General features: G+C 47.3%; 9 protein-coding genes. 4 read left to right on the top strand and 5 right to left on the bottom strand.

The window, feature by feature from the left end; all coding sequences use genetic code 11:
- Positions 1–15 precede the first annotated feature (15 nt).
- The 3 genes from AAE02nite_RS18860 to AAE02nite_RS18870 all read left to right on the top strand — a co-directional run bounded on the left by AAE02nite_RS18860 (position 16) and on the right by AAE02nite_RS18870 (position 6,399).
- Positions 16–1,134 (top strand): PepSY-associated TM helix domain-containing protein, encoded by a 1,119-nt coding sequence (locus AAE02nite_RS18860; protein ID WP_146901396.1) that lies wholly within the window; start codon positions 16–18, stop codon positions 1,132–1,134.
- A gap of 558 nt (positions 1,135–1,692) precedes the next feature.
- Complete coding sequence (locus tag AAE02nite_RS18865) at positions 1,693–4,665, top strand: SusC/RagA family TonB-linked outer membrane protein (RefSeq protein WP_146901399.1); 2,973 nt, start codon at positions 1,693–1,695, stop codon at positions 4,663–4,665.
- A 51-nt stretch (positions 4,666–4,716) separates the two neighbouring features.
- The gene (locus tag AAE02nite_RS18870) at positions 4,717–6,399 is read left to right on the top strand and encodes a RagB/SusD family nutrient uptake outer membrane protein (RefSeq protein WP_146901402.1); all 1,683 of its coding nucleotides are present in this window, start codon (positions 4,717–4,719) and stop codon (positions 6,397–6,399) included.
- Positions 6,400–6,656: 257 nt separating this feature from the next.
- On the opposite strand, the gene AAE02nite_RS18875 is transcribed toward AAE02nite_RS18870, so the two are convergent.
- Both AAE02nite_RS18875 and AAE02nite_RS18880 read right to left on the bottom strand, forming a co-directional pair.
- Positions 6,657–7,994 carry a glycoside hydrolase family 88/105 protein gene (locus AAE02nite_RS18875; RefSeq protein ID WP_146901562.1) on the bottom strand — a complete coding sequence of 446 codons (1,338 nt, stop codon included), beginning with the start codon at positions 7,992–7,994 and terminating at the stop codon, positions 6,657–6,659.
- A gap of 198 nt (positions 7,995–8,192) precedes the next feature.
- Positions 8,193–8,678: a 2'-5' RNA ligase family protein gene (locus tag AAE02nite_RS18880; RefSeq protein WP_218033524.1), complete on the bottom strand. Its 486-nt coding sequence runs from the start codon at positions 8,676–8,678 to the stop codon at positions 8,193–8,195.
- A gap of 302 nt (positions 8,679–8,980) precedes the next feature.
- On the opposite strand from AAE02nite_RS18880, the gene AAE02nite_RS18885 reads away from it, so the two are divergent.
- Positions 8,981–10,219 (top strand): serpin family protein, encoded by a 1,239-nt coding sequence (locus AAE02nite_RS18885; RefSeq protein WP_146901408.1) that lies wholly within the window; start codon positions 8,981–8,983, stop codon positions 10,217–10,219.
- A 295-nt stretch (positions 10,220–10,514) separates the two neighbouring features.
- Here the strand turns inward: AAE02nite_RS18885 and AAE02nite_RS18890 are convergent, their stop codons facing one another.
- The 3 genes from AAE02nite_RS18890 to AAE02nite_RS18900 form a co-directional block, all read right to left on the bottom strand.
- Complete coding sequence (locus AAE02nite_RS18890; RefSeq protein ID WP_146901413.1) at positions 10,515–11,165, bottom strand: bifunctional 4-hydroxy-2-oxoglutarate aldolase/2-dehydro-3-deoxy-phosphogluconate aldolase; 651 nt, start codon at positions 11,163–11,165, stop codon at positions 10,515–10,517.
- Between the two features lie 10 nt (positions 11,166–11,175).
- Positions 11,176–12,150, bottom strand: a complete 975-nt coding sequence (locus AAE02nite_RS18895; protein WP_146901416.1) for a 2-dehydro-3-deoxygalactonokinase — start codon at positions 12,148–12,150, stop codon at positions 11,176–11,178.
- Positions 12,151–12,376: 226 nt separating this feature from the next.
- Entirely contained in the window at positions 12,377–15,214 is a 2,838-nt protein-coding gene (locus AAE02nite_RS18900) for a glycosyl hydrolase (RefSeq protein ID WP_146901419.1), read from the bottom strand.
- Between the last annotated feature and the right edge of the window lies 1 nt (position 15,215).

Consider the following 15,215-nt stretch of genomic DNA (forward strand, 5'->3'; position numbering starts at 1 on the left):
AGCGGCTTTTACCTTATGCGGAACCCCATCGGCAAAAAAGTTTACAAAATACACAAGTGGTGCGGCCTGCTGGCCGGACTATTCATTTTGGTGATGGGGCTTACCGGATCCGTACTGGTTTTTAACCACGAATTGGAAGCCTGGGAACACCGCGCCTACTGGGAAGTAAATAACCAGGCACCCGTAAATATTGATAAAGCTTACCGCACTATCACCAGCCAATATCAGAACTGGGAAATCCGGCTGCAACGCTTTTCAGATAATCCGCAGGAGACTCTAATATTCAGTTTACGCCGGCCAGAAGAGCGTTTAATGGTGTTCGCCCATCCAGCCAACGGCACTATTCTGACCGCCTTAGATTCGCATAAAACCATTACCACCTGGCTCCTGACACTGCATTATTCATTACACGCTGATCTTACGGGTAAAATTCTGGTATTTATTACGGGCCTGATATTTCTGATTTCGCTCCTAACCGGCGTGATTACCTACCGGAAAGTGATCTTTAGAATGCTGTTATTCCGGGTAAGTTTCAGTCGTAAAACCAAAAGGTCTTTTGCTTCTTCGCTGCACCGGTTTGTGGGCGTATGGGCCTTGCTCCTGAATTTACTCATGGTTATCACGGGTGCCTGGATCAGCTACGGTATTATGGTTAACGGGTTTAAAGCTGTTGGTGCCCCTAATAAGCCAATTGCCAGTCCGCCCCTGGCTATTTCCATTGATCAGGCTTTAAGCACTTTAAGAGAGCAGCATCCGGATTTCCAGCCAACCTACATGCGTTTCCCCAAAGCGGAAGACCAGCCATTAACCATTAACGGCTTTGTAACCGGACAGCCTTTTTACTACAGCCAATTTTATAATGCGGTTACTTTTGATGCAAAAACCGGTGCATTACTGGATGTTAAGTTAAACCCTGCCGCTGAAACCACTACCAAACTCGACAGCATCTCCCATTCTATTCATTTCCTGGAATTTGGCAATTGGTTAATTAAATTATTGTTCTGCTTTGTCGGTATCAGCGCGCCCCTGCTTTCGATTACCGGTTTCCTGCTCTGGAAGTGGAAAATAAAAGCGACCAAAGAAACCCACCAGCGCCTCCGGCCAGGTTCTCCCAAAATGGTGAGCGCAAAATAAAACTCCCACCATTAGCCTAGGTTGCTTTTCCTGAATTTATCTGAATAATATTCAGTTTTGTAAACCTTGCCGCTCTAAAAACCTGTGAGTTTTGAGAATGTCCGCCTTTATAAGTGCAGGCTCTAAACTATACCATTTCTCGTAAGGCTTAGTCCCTAGAAAATTCTGCATAAGCGTACGTAGGGAGTTTTATAACATCTGCTACTTAAAACAATCCGTTCTTCTAACTGAATGGTAGATGAGCCGACAGCCCTAACTTATTATTTCGCTGCCATATTTCTACTCCTGTAATATTCATTTATAGAACGCTCCTTTTTATCTTCCACTGCTTTGTGGAACTTGCTTATCAGTTTATTTCCCTGCTAATACTCATTGCTCAACTTACTAAAATTAATTTTTATACTGATAAACAGGACACTACAGGATAGTTCTAACCAGAATCATTAGTATATTACGTGAATGTGCAGTTGTATTTTAGACACTTTTAAATACATCTGGCGGTTCACCCATTATTTCTTTAATAAAGTTTCCATTTATTTATGAATTTAATTTACTCTTATGCACAAAAAAATTAACCGGTATTATTGGGGCGCATTTTTATCCTTAATCATGCTGTTATTAGCAGCACCTTTTGTCTTCGCCCAGACACCTATTACAGGTAAAGTTTCCGATGAGCAAGGCGGTGGCCTGCCCGGCGTTACGGTTTTGGTAAAAGGTACTTCTACCGGTACGGCTACCGATGCCGAAGGCAATTATTCGTTGAACGTGCCTAACGGTAGTGCCTCGCTGGTTTTTTCTTTTATTGGTTTCCAGACCAAAGAAGTGGCCATTAACAACCGCACCACCGTTAACGTAACACTCGCCACAGATGCCAAAGCTTTAGAAGAAGTGGTAGTGGTGGGTTACGGTACCATGAAAAAGAGCGATGTAACCGGCGCCATTACTTCGGTAAAAACCGAAGAGTTACTCGCTATTCCTTCCACCAATGCCCTTCGTTCGTTACAGGGTAAAGTTTCGGGGCTCGATGTAACCCAGAGTTCGGGGCAGCCGGGCGCCAACGTAAATATTGTTTTGCGGGGCAACCGGTCTTTACGCGCCGATAACCAGCCCCTGGTGCTGGTAGATGGTATCCAATACGGATCGTTTGTAGATATTAACCCCAGCGATATTGCTTCGGTAGAAGTTTTAAAAGATGTAGCCTCCACGGCCATTTATGGTACCCGGGGAGCCAACGGTGTTATTATCATTACCACCAAAAGAGGTAGTGCCGGCCGCACCAGCATTACTTTTAACTCTTATGTATCGAGCTACCAGAAGGGCAAATACCCGCGCATGATGAACGGCGACGAGTATGCCCAGTTGAAACGCGAAGCCTACCGCACCACCAACAACGGCGTTTACCGCGACGATAAAGATATTTTTCAGGTAACGGAGCTGGAATATTTACAGAACAAGCAGTTTGAGGACTGGCAAAGCTATATTTTCCACAACGGCTTGCTGCAAAACTACGAGCTGAACCTGACCGGCGGCAACGAGAAAACTTCTTTCTCGGTGTCGGGTGGCTACCAGCGCGACCGGGGCTTACTGCTGGACGATATTTTCCGGCGGGTAAACGGTAAAGTAAGCGTCGATCACAAAATATCAAATGTTTTCAGGGTAGGCGTATCGGCTATTTACACGTTCAAAAACCAGGATAAGCGCGACAACCCGCTGAACATGGCCAACAAAATATTACCCATTGCCAAAGCTTTCGACGAAACCGGTAAATTAATCTTGAACCCGGCGCCGGGTTACAGCGCTCAGTTTAACCCGTTGGCCGACGAGCAACCTGGCGTTTTCGAAAACAATATTCTGGATAAGCGCCTTTTTTCTTCGGCTTACCTCGATGTACAACTGCACAAAGATTTATTATTTAAATCTACGATTGGCCTCGATATCCGGGACTATCGGAACGGCTTTTACCGCGGCCACAACACCATTGCCAACGTAGGTCGTAATTCCAGATCCGGCGTTAACATCAGCAATACTTTTAATTACACCTGGGAAAACACCTTAAATTATAACAAAACTTTTGGCGAACACGCTTTTCAGGGATTATTAGGAACCAGTTCTATTGGTACCAACTACGAAGAATATGATGCTTCCGGCAACAACCAGGCCTCTCCTATTACTTCGTTTTACGACATTAATTCCAACACGGCTTCTAAAGCCATCGGCAGCCGCCTGCGCGAAACCCAGATTGCCTCTTTCTTCGGCCGTATCAATTATAAGTTTAAAGACCGTTATATTCTGCAAGGTTCGCTGCGGGCCGATGGTTCGTCGGTGTTAGCGAAAGGAAGCAAATGGGGCTATTTCCCATCGGCCTCTGTGGCGTGGCGTGTAATTGAAGAGCCGTTTATGAAAGATATTACCGCACTGGATAACCTGAAACTGCGGGTTAGCTGGGGTAAATCCGGTAACAGCGCTATCGATCCGTACGCAACTTTAGGCGGTTTATCTTTATCGGCGTATGCTTTTGGTACCACGGCGGCTTACGGCTACTGGCCCAGCGTTATTCCTAACCCCAACCTTACCTGGGAAACAACGGCCACTTACAATGCCGGGGTAGATTTTGGATTCCTAGGTAACCGGATTGCTGGTAGCGTTGATGCGTACCTGTCGCGTACTTCCGATTTATTGTTGCCTAGCCTCTTGCCGCCGGCCACCGGTTATTCCGAAATAATGGAAAATATTGGCCAAACCGAAAATAAAGGCGTGGAGCTTTCCTTAAATACGCAAAATATTACCGGCCCGGGCTTTAACTGGTCTACCGATTATACCTTCCAGTTGAACCGCGAAAAAATTGTAGCTCTGAATAACGGCGTAACCCGCAACGAAGCCAACAGTTGGTTTGTTGGCTCGCCAACCCGGGTATTTTACGACTATAAAAAAATTGGTATCTGGCAATTAGGTGAAGAAGATGCGGCTACCGCTATGGGCGGGTACAAGCCCGGCGACGTAAAAGTGGCCGACTTAAACAACAACGGCAAAATTGACCCCGCCGACCGGACTACTTTTTCGCGGGTACCTAAATATTCGTTCGGGTTTAACAACAACTTTTCGTACCGAAATTTTGATTTAGGCGTGTTTGTGTACGGCCGCGTGGGGCAATTTATTAATTACGAGTACAATGCCGGCGGTTACAAACCGAGTGCCCTCGAAAACGGTTCCAATATTGATTACTGGACCCCCGAAAACCCCACCAACGCTTTTCCGCGGCCCAACAGCTCTTACTCTACCACCAATTATTTGTTCCAGTCAACGCTGGGTTATGTAGATGGCTCTTTTGTGAAAATCCGGGATGTTTCGCTGGGTTATAATTTACCGGCGGCGCTGCTGAAAAGAGCCGGCGTGGGCAAAATACGGGTGTACAGCACTTTGCAAAACTACTTTGTTTTCAGCAACATGAAAGATTACGATCCGGAACGCGGTGGTGATTTAAGTTTTCCGTTGCCGAAGCAAATAATATTTGGGGTTAATGTTGGCTTATAATAAGCCGCATATTCCCCTGTTTATTACCTATTAATTTTAATCAGAAATAAAATGAAAAATAAAATATTAGCTTTAATGCTGGCGGTAGCAAGCTTAGGTTTAACTTCCTGTGAAGATTATCTGGCGGAAGAAAACAAAAGCGGTTTAACCCAGGACCCTTATTTTAATACCGAATTAGGCATTACCAGCGCCGTAAATGCATGCTATTCCGGCACCCGCCTGTGGTACGGCAAAGAACATGGCTTTGGCTTAACCGAATCCGGCACCGACCTGTTTTTGCGCGGGGGCGATAACAAAGCCAACCAGATTTCCGATTATTCCGTGGATTTAAACGGGGCCCAGCCGAATGTAAAAGATTACTGGGGCCATTTGTACAAAGCCCTGAATACCACCAACACGGCTTTATCCTTGCTGCCCAGCAATATATTAAGCGAAAGCCAGAATAAACAATACGAAGGCGAAGTGAGATTTTTGCGGGCTTTGTATTTATCGCTGATAACCGAAACCTGGGGCGATGCGGTTTTATACACCGAGCCAACCGTAGGGGCCGTAACCACCGCCCAGCGAACACCGTCCGAAGAATTTTACAAAACCATATTCGCTGATTTAGATGTGGCCATTGCCAATTTAGCCGCTAAAAAATCGACGGATGGTCGGATTACGCAGGATGTGGTCAAAGCTTTTAAAGCGCGCATGTGCCTGACCCGCGCCAGCGAAACCAAAAATGCTGCCCTTTACGCCGAAGCTGCCACCTTGGCCAAAGATTTAATTAACAGCGGCCGTTACACCTTGTTTAGCGATTACGCCTCGTTGTGGGACATGAAAAACAGCGAAGGCGGTACTAATTCCGAAGTGGTGTACTACGTAAATTACACCAACGACGATACCATGAACGGTGATTACGATGCCACCGCCGGCAAAGGCAATAACGGTCATTTGTTTTATATTATGGTGTACGACAAGCAGCCCGGTATGGAACGTTCGATTGCCTACGGCCGCCCTTACCAGCGATTTATGCCTACTTTGCATTTGCTGGATTTATACAACGAAAAAGCCGATCAGCGGTATAACGGCAGCTTCCAGACCGCCTGGATTGCTAATATTCCGAACCTGAAAGATGGCGCGGTTAACGGCTATCCGCAGATGAGCGTGGGCGATACATCCATGGTATTTTACAAAAATGCCGCGACCGCCAGCCAAACTGCCCGGGCCGCCGGCCGCTACAAAATATTCGACCGGAATTTGATGTACCGGGCCGATGGTTCGCCGTTGCTGCGGTCGCAGTTTATTCAGTTAAAGAAATTCATGGACCCTACCCGCCTGACGGCTAACCAGGAATGGAGTGCGCGCGATGCTTTTGTAATTAGGTTAGCAGAACTTTACCTGATTGCCGCCGAAGCCCAGATGCAAACCAACCCGGCCGAAGCCGTACAGCTCATCAATACTTTACGTACCAAACGCGCCATTGCCGGCAAAGAAGCGGAAATGAGAATTACCACCGCCGACCTGAACCTGGATTTTATACTGGATGAACGGGCGCGGGAGTTTGCCGGCGAACAAATGCGGTGGTACGATCTGAAACGGACTGGCAAACTGGTAGAATACGTGCAGAAATATAACCCGGATGCCAAAAACAATATCAAGGCTTTCCATACCGTACGCCCCATTCCGCAGGTACAACTAGATGCGATTACCAACAAAGCCGAGTTTACCCAGAATCCTGGTTATAATTAATCCTGACACCAATTAGGACCTAAAAAAACGCCTGCTGATTGTGTTCAGCAGGCGTTTTCTTTTGGTTTTATTAATTAATGTTATCAAAAGTTTAGCTAAGCGGCGACATCTAATTAAAAGCTGTTACTCAGGAGGAACCTTGTTAGCAGGTCACGAACAAGTTTCCTTCTGAATGACAATAATTTACCGCTATATAAGCTTCTTTTATTAGCTTCATTCAACCAGAACTTCGTTTTGCGTTACAGTAGCAAGTTTTATTAACGGGTGGCAGCTTTTAGTTGCAAGGAGCTGTCGTTTATTTCAAAAGCTTCTTTTTTCAACAGATTAATTACTTCGGCACCGGCCAGCAGTACGGGACCATAGCCGTGGGCCGCGTATACATTAATAGGGCGGTAATAATAAAAAGCCGGGTCGAAACCCATGCCGGTTCCTACGCAGGTTCCTTCTACCCCTCCGCTTTGGTTTACTTTCGTAGCCACGGCGTTCCAGGCCAGTAGCGTCATGGGGGCATAAGCTAGTTTATCTACGTAGCCTTGGTTAATGGCCCGCGCAATAGAATAAGCGTAAATGGCCGTAGCCGAAGTTTCGAGGTAAGTATCGTTGCGGTCGAGGAGCTGGTGCCAGAAACCAGTGCCATCCTGGTAAGCTGCTAACCCTTTTATATGCGCCTGCAGTTGTGCTAATACGCCTTGGTAACCCGGATGGTCTTTCGGCAGCACGTCCAATAACTCTACCATTGTCATAACGCCCCAGCCATTGGCCCGTGCCCAATGAAACTGCGGGTGTTCGTCCATGGCCTGAACCCAACCGTGCATATACACCCCTTTCTCTTTGTTAAACATGCGCTGCGAAAACTGCTGTACCTGCTTCACGGCATCGTCGTAATATTTCCGCTCGCCGGTGAGTTTGCCCATCTGGGCCAGCGCCGGCACGCTCATAAATAAATCGTCGAGCCAGAGGGTATTGGGTTGCGGCCGGTTGCGGGCCAGCGTACCATCGGGTAAGCGAAATTCTTTGTTGCTGATATAGTTAATATAATTATCAATCACCGGCCGTAAATCGGCTTTTAAACCAGACCGCGAAGCTTTGATCATAGCAGCACAAACGGCTCCGGCATCGTCGAGGGCGTCCGGGGTCAGCACCGATTTAATGGGCGAAGGTGCCTGGGGATTAGTTTTCAGTTGGGCCAGGTAATGGGGCGCCAAATCGGCTATTAGTTTCAGGCGTTTGTTGGTGTATTCGGTAAAGCGCTTATCGCCGGTAGCTTCGCCGGCCAGCAGCATACCCGCATACGTTACACCCCATTCGTAACTCGTCAGCCGGAAATCGCCCGGCGCAAAAATAGCATCAGCGTTTAGCTTTTTAAAATCTATTATTTCGGCTTTGGTTTTGCTGTTTATTACTTTGGCGGGCGTGACCGCTTCCAAATAGGTATACACCCGGTTCAGCACTTTGGTCACTTCCTCTACCGCCGGTTTGCCGTAGGGTGTAGGGTATTCGGGTTGAAGCAAGTGCAGCGGGGTGGTTATATCGTTGGCCTTAGCCGGCTTGGTTTGAGCCATTGCCGGTAAGCTCGCACTCAACAATAAGCCCATGGTTAGTACTTTTAATTTATTCCCCAAATATTCTTTTTTAGTCACGATGGCTATTTCTCGCATAGGCTTTTCCGGCAAATTGTTTTGGTTATAATACTTACTTAAACAATATTAAAGATAGCTTGTCAGAAATAAGAAATTATCCTGTTGTGTCATGCTGAGAGCAGCTATTTTTTATAACCTTCACCGGGCCGCACGTTAAATATTACGGAAATTATAATCCCGGACTTTGTGCCAAGGCCCGCCGCGGTATTCCCACAAACTTAACCCAACTCCTTTTGCAGTGAATGGGCTGAATGCGGCCGCAAGCTCTTCGTATAATTGATTAGCAGTTTCGACTTCCACTTTGTTCTGGATGGTAATGTGCGGACGAAAACCTTGCCTGTTTTGTGGGGTAAGCCACGGCTGCCATTGCTGCTTCAAATATTCCTGCAAAGCCGTTAAAGCCGGACTCTGCATTTTATAAGCGACGCCCCGTCCCAATTTTATTACTGCCGATACTTCCAGCGAAATAATAGATTGCCTAACTGCTACCTCCTCCAGCAAACCGGATACCGCCGGGGTATTAGGCAGATGATGAAACAGGGTTAAATGCGCGTCCAGGTAATTTATATTTGCCGGAAAATGCGCTTGGCGTAAGGCGTTGAAATAAGCGAAAGCCGGCTCATCTAGTTGTAAAGTCAAAATTAAGGGTGGTTGTTCGGCCATGCCCGTTTCTACGCACTTTACTGCGTTAAGATAAAGTACAGCTTATTTCCAGACCTTATCTAAAGGAAATATCCGGAAATTTGGCTTCGGGTTTATTATTGGAGGAACACAGAACTTAAAGGACAGCGGGTAATTCAGGTGAAAAGGAAATAATTTAAGCCGGTAGTTAACGTATTAAATGCAACTACTTGCTCTCATTCAGGGTCATGATTTTGAACGCGGATAACCCGAAAATTATTCCGGGCCGCTTAAAAGGAGTATTTTATTATTAAAAGACCATGAAAAATACCACCCTCAAAACTGCATTATTAGGTATGACAGCAGCATTTTTGTTTCTTTCCTGCCAGAAAGATTTAACCAACAGCCCAAAATATAACACGACTGACTTGCGACCTTTAACGGCCCAGGAAGCAAAAACTGTTAGTAGTTCTAACGATTTTGCGTTCCGGCTTTTGCAAAAGCTGCAGCCGCAACAGCCAAACCAGAACCTGTTTGTTTCGCCTTTGAGCATATCATCGGCCCTGACGATGGCCCTGAACGGTGCCGACGGCACCACCAAAGAAGCCATGCAGCAAACCTTGGGATTTGCGCTCCAAACCGACAAAGAAATTAATCAATCGTTTAAGAGCCTGCAGGATCTGTTGACTGGTTTAGATAACCAGGTTAACTTTACTACAGCCAATTCCATCTGGTATGCCCAGCAATACGAATTACAGGCTCCTTTTGTGCAGCAAAACCAAACCTACTTCAATGCTACGGTACAAAAGCTAAATTTCAGTTCGCCCACGGCTAAAAACACGATTAACGATTGGGTAAAGGAAAAGACCCAGGGTAAAATTCCCGACATCGTGCAGGAAATCAGGCCCGACCATGTGCTGTTTCTGGTGAATGCCCTTTATTTTAAAGGCACTTGGACTTACCCGTTCGATAAAAAGTTAACCCAAAAAGCGCCGTTCCGCCAGGAAGATGGCAGCACCGCCCAGGTAGATTTCATGACCCTGAAAAATGGCGAATACCTCTATTTTAACGATGCCAGCAAGCAAGTAATTGATTTACCTTACGGCAACCGGCAGTTCAGTATGACCATAATTGTACCCAATGGGCAGGAAACGGTAAGCAACTTAACCCGGCAACTAAATGCCGACCAGTTAGCCACCTGGCTGGGCAAAGCCAATACCACCAAATTAGACCTGCGCCTACCTAAGTTTAAGCTGGAATATAAAAAAGAGCTTAAGGAAACGCTGAAACAATTGGGTATGGGAGAAGCTTTTTCTAACCAGGCCAACTTCAGCCGGATGGTGGCCGGCAGTACTGGTGGTTTAGCCATTAGTGAAGTGATGCACAAAACGTTTGTGGAAGTTAACGAAGAAGGTACCGAAGCCGCAGCGGCTACTTCGGTTGGGGTGGTATTAACCTCCTTGCCCCCCACTATTCAGGTAGATCGTCCTTTTATATTTCTTATCCGCGAGAAATCTTCCAACGCCATCTTATTTATTGGCCAGTTAATGAACCCCTGATAAAGCAGAACAGATTAATTTAAACCCAAAGCGCCTGCTCTATAAATACTGGCGCAGGCGCTTTGGGTTCAAGACGAAATCTTTTGCTATTCCGCTGCGGTTTAACTCTAGAAAATATGCTGGAACTATCGGCCCTAAAATATTTTGAACCATCTTCCAGCAGAACTATGGTTATACCGGTTGCACAAACCTCACAGGCCTTAAAGACCTGTGAGGTTTAATTAATGGCAGCTAGTTTATACTATCTGGCATTATTCCTTTAATATTTTAAACTTGGTTGTGGCTGCCTGGCTCTTTAATTAGGCGCCACGCAGGCGGCTACCTCCTGAACAATTTGACTATACAGTTCTTTTAATTCATCCCACCGATCGTGCTTAATTAATTCGGCCGGAAACAGGCCACTGCCAATACCAACGCCCTGCGCACCCGCTTTAAAATATTCCCGGAAATTCTGCAGGTTAATGCCGCCGGTCGGTAACAGTTTCAGGTAATTGAGTGGGGCCAGCAGCTCTTTTATAAACTCGGGTCCTAACTTAGACGCCGGAAAAACTTTCACCATACTGGCTCCTAACCGCCAAGCTTTAAATATTTCGGTAGGTGTATAGGCACCCGGGAAGACCGGAATATGCGCCGCCACACACGCCCGGATAACTGCTTCGTCGAGAATGGGCGTTACAATAAAGCTGGCACCGGCCTTCAGCGCTTTGTCTAAATCCTGCAAATCGCAAACCGTACCGGCTCCAATATTTAAGCGGTCGCCGTAATCTTGCGCTAGCCGGGTAATGGTTTCAGCGGCACCCGCCGAATTCATGGTTATTTCCAAAGTAGTTAAGCCGGCCGAGGCATAACAATCTGCCAAAGCTTCGGTTTGATGGGGTGGCATGTTGCGCATAATGCCTATTACCGGCACTTTATGGAAGTGGTCCCAGGAAAAATTCTGACTCATCTTTTTCTGTTTACAGATTAGTTAAACGCTGGTATATTTTGTATTGCCCATGCACCACGGCTTCGTCTACCACCTGGGCCGGAAAAGTTTGTACCTGGTTTGTAAGCCCTAGGGCCTGCAGAGCGGTGGTATAGTATCTTTGCAACTGTTGCCCGGCCACTAAGCTAATCGGAATATTTTTATTTTGAAGTAAATCCTGTAGCTCCGTTCCAATTAATAACCCACTCAGGTAATTAAAATTTTCCGGCGGGGTAAACTTCCCGAATAAATTATTGGTCCTGACCCGGAATGCCGCGTGCAGCAGATTAACGCTGCCCGCCGCCTGCACACCCCGAATAAAGCTGTTTTGCAGGGCCGGTTCATCAAAATTGTTGGTGGGTTCTACGGTGGCGCTTAAAATACTCTTTTGGGATAATAAGGCGAAAAATTCCCCGGTCATGTAGGTTTTAAAAGCAACGGCCCGGTTGTTTTTTATACTGATATGCTTGGAGTGGGTACCCGGGAAAATAAAAACCTGCTCCTGCCCGCCCCCCGGCTGTTCTGGTACCAAACCAATTAACTGGGTTTCCTCGCCGCGCATCACATCGTGTTCGCTCTTTACCCCCGATATGAGGACAACTACGTGCGGAAAGCTTGCATTGGCTTTTATAATTTCGGCTTTTATATCCGAGCCATCTAACGCAAAAGGCAAGTCTTGGTACGGCAGTTCCAGCATACCAATAGAAGACGATGCCATTCCCGAAATCAAGACCGGCACGTTCTCCAGATTCAGGCTTAACCTTTTCTCCAGTTTTTGAATGTGCTCGGCAATAATGCTCAAATAAAATGCCGTCCGATCTGGATTTTGGGTTTCGCGCCACTTTTGAAAAGTAGCGGCTATGCCTTTATCAGAAGTTTCTTCGGCGTCAACTTTTAAATGATTGGTGTTCACCAACCGTAACCGAAAAGCCGAGGTACCCCAATCACAACTTAGGAAATATGCCATTAATTAAAGTTTGACGCTAAAAATAAGGAAGAATTTGTAAGCAACACTTCAATAATTAATTCATTTACCATTCAGGTATCAATTTAGATAGCACCAATCAGTGGTTTGTGCCCCCAAAAACCGAAAGAAGCCCAAGGCTACTCTTCAGGGCTATGTAGGGCACAGACCGTGGAAAGGAAAATACACTTCCAGCGCTGTAATTGCTAGTGATAGTTGTTTCAATTTCTTACTGATTCCGGGTGCTGTAAGCCGTTAAGGTTACCGGACCCATTAACCCCGACGGCATGGGTCTCCAGACCGAAGCATCGAACGGTTTGTAGTTGATATTCACAAAATTTATTTCGTGGTAGCGGCGCCATTCAATTTTGTGCTGGTCCATGTACCGGATGCGGTTGGCCATTAAATTGGCTACTTCTACTTTCAGGGTATTTTTACCGGGTTTTAAATATTGGCCCACCCGCGCCCGGAACGGAATACTCCACAAAATACCTACCTCCTGGCCGTTCAGCCAGACCCGTGCACTTTCGTTTACCTTGCCCAAGTCCAGCACGTATTCGCCGGCCTTTTTAGCGGGCAGGTTAAAGGTAATGGTATATTCGCCCGTGCCGGAGAAATATTCAGCTTTTTTATCCGGCAGTTCGGTCCAGGATAGAAGTTGCTTCAGTCTCTGATCGGCAGGCAAATCCGGGCCACCCTGCGTAAAATGCAGCGCCCACGTGCCACTTATTTCCTGGGTTTGGTCCGGATTGTCGAGGTACTGCCAGGCAATTACCCCTGCAGTTGGCGCATTGGTTGCTTTAAGTATAAGCGCTTCGCCGGATTGCAATTGTATCCTGACACTTGTTTTATTCTGGGCTTTTGTTGTAGCCGCTAAGCCGGCCCGGCCACTCTGCGGGTCCATTATTACGACGGAAGTGGCCTCCATATTTAGCGGTATGGTTGTATCAATGGCTTTGGCCGTGTGGTTTACCAGGTAGTAATATTTGCCCTCCGGAATTTCCCGACGGATAAACTTTAAACCCGTATCGGCCAAGGTTTCGCGGTTTACACCTACTGCTGTCAGCGCCCCGGGAACATCTTGCGTGAGCAGGATTTGCCCGGAGCCGGTTTTAAGTTGCCGGATGCCGTTACCGGCATCGGTAAAGGCGAGCGAACCGGTTAACTGTTTTAGTTTTTGTCGCTGATTAGATAAATCGTGCAGCCCGGGTACATTGGTAGGCAGTTGTTCAATTATTACGGTGGCACCGGCATTGGCTAGTTTCAGAATATTCTGAAGTGTTGCTACGGGCATGTATTTGGCCTGCGGCACGAGCAAAACATTATGGGCCGGGGCAGCCGGAGAAGTACGGATGGCACCGTTGCTTACGTCGGCGGCAGCCAGCATTTTATCTGAAACAAAATCCAGCGAGTACCCGGTAGCCATTAAATTTTTCACCTGTTTGTAAAACGGGGTGGGATGCAGCCATTCGTCGATGGAATGCACCGTAATGAGGCGTTCCCGGCCTTCGGGCTGGTTCCAGAAATCGTACACCGGCCAATAAATGGCTAATTCGTTATCGGGTTTACCCGCCTGCAACACCGATTGGGTACGGGTGATGTAATCATTCAGACCCCGGAAATGCGGCCATAAACTATTGGCCGGAGTAAGGTTAAGCGAGGCATAAAACAACCACCCCGGCCAGGCCACATCTTCCGGCGAGTACGTTACGCCGTGGTAAAAAACGTGGTTTACGCCCGCTAAAAACACCTGCTCTACTTCGGGCTTGCCCTGCGAAAAGGAAGTTTTAAAATGTTCGCCCAACCAGGTAAAGGTTTCGGAAGAAATCAGGTTTTTACCGGATGCGTGCGCCCCCGACGACGCAAATTTCAGCATGATTGGGTCCGGATCAACGTTACGGATATCGGCGCTGTCGCGGCGCAAACCCGGAATGGGAAAGTAGCTGGAACCAAAGGTTTCCCCTTCCGGAATATCGACGGCGGCGTACAAATCGAGTAAATTACCCGGCGAGCCGTGGGCCTGATTCTTGGTAATGCTGTTGCGTTGGTGGGCCCAGGCTGTCCAGGGACGTGTAAAATTTTCCAGCACCATTTCGCTCATGGTTTCGCGGTAATCGGCTTTGAGGCGGGCAATATTCTCGGTTTTTTCTTCGCTTACCAGTTCCCGCAAATAAGGCCGCAGATCGTAGCCCCGGCGCTTCTGAAATTCCTCTAAAAATGAAGGTGTCCAATCGGCCCCGTATACTTCGTAGCTATCGTTGTAAAAGGCCCGCACACCGTAATTTTTATTCCCGAAAGCCTGGCTAAAGCGTTCCAGGTAAGCGGTCACGGCATCTTTATTCAGGTGATCTAGGGTATAGCCAACGCCGCCGGGGGCCGCCCGCTTTACCATTTGGCGGGTTTTGCCGTTAAAAGCGGCGTAGATTTGCCAGTTGCCGGTTTTGGGCGTCCAGTCTAGTTTTCCAGCCGCGTTCACCCTATCCGTAATATTTAAAATTTCGCCTTTGTCGCCGTAGGCCATTACGGCTTGCAGTATTGGCCCCAGTTCCTGCTGTTTTGCATCCTTCACCAGGATATTCTCCGTTAACGATTGCCCTGCTTTTAAGGAATATTGCTGAATAATTAGCTTGGAAGCGGCGTACTCGGGTTTTACCTGCGGACCGCCAAAGGGCCAGCCGGTGCCTTGGGTCATGTCTACGCCCATGCCTAAGTTGCCGGCTTGCTTTACCGTAAAATCCAGCATATTCATCCACTGCGGCGATAAAAATTCAATGTATCGGCTCTCGTGGCCCATAGCTCCGTAAATAGGGGCTATCTCTACGCCGCCCAAACCCGCCCGGGAATATTCGCCTAACAACCGGCCGATATTTTTCTCATCCACGGCACTGCCCATCCACCACCAGCGGGTCCAGGGGCGGTTTTCTTTTTTTACTTCGGGCCAAATATTGGCGGTTGCAGCAGTTGGGCCGGCATTGGCAGTAACACTGTTGTTTTGCGGCTTTTGGCAATTGGTTAATAAGGTGCCGCAAAGCGCCAGCGCCAGGAATATTTTAAAATTGGAAGTCATT

It is taken from the genome of Adhaeribacter aerolatus, assembly GCF_007991635.1.
In the GTDB taxonomy this organism is placed as follows: domain Bacteria; phylum Bacteroidota; class Bacteroidia; order Cytophagales; family Hymenobacteraceae; genus Adhaeribacter; species Adhaeribacter aerolatus.

Coding starts and splice junctions, on each gene's coding strand:
- AAE02nite_RS18860 (WP_146901396.1), top strand. CDS start 16: ATGCGGAACCCCATCGGCAAAAAAGTTTACAAAATACACAAGTGGTGC.
- AAE02nite_RS18865 (WP_146901399.1), top strand. CDS start 1,693: ATGCACAAAAAAATTAACCGGTATTATTGGGGCGCATTTTTATCCTTA.
- AAE02nite_RS18870 (WP_146901402.1), top strand. CDS start 4,717: ATGAAAAATAAAATATTAGCTTTAATGCTGGCGGTAGCAAGCTTAGGT.
- AAE02nite_RS18875 (WP_146901562.1), bottom strand. CDS start 7,994: ATGGGCTTATTGTTGAGTGCGAGCTTACCGGCAATGGCTCAAACCAAG.
- AAE02nite_RS18885 (WP_146901408.1), top strand. CDS start 8,981: ATGAAAAATACCACCCTCAAAACTGCATTATTAGGTATGACAGCAGCA.
- AAE02nite_RS18890 (WP_146901413.1), bottom strand. CDS start 11,165: ATGAGTCAGAATTTTTCCTGGGACCACTTCCATAAAGTGCCGGTAATA.
- AAE02nite_RS18895 (WP_146901416.1), bottom strand. CDS start 12,150: ATGGCATATTTCCTAAGTTGTGATTGGGGTACCTCGGCTTTTCGGTTA.
- AAE02nite_RS18900 (WP_146901419.1), bottom strand. CDS start 15,214: ATGACTTCCAATTTTAAAATATTCCTGGCGCTGGCGCTTTGCGGCACC.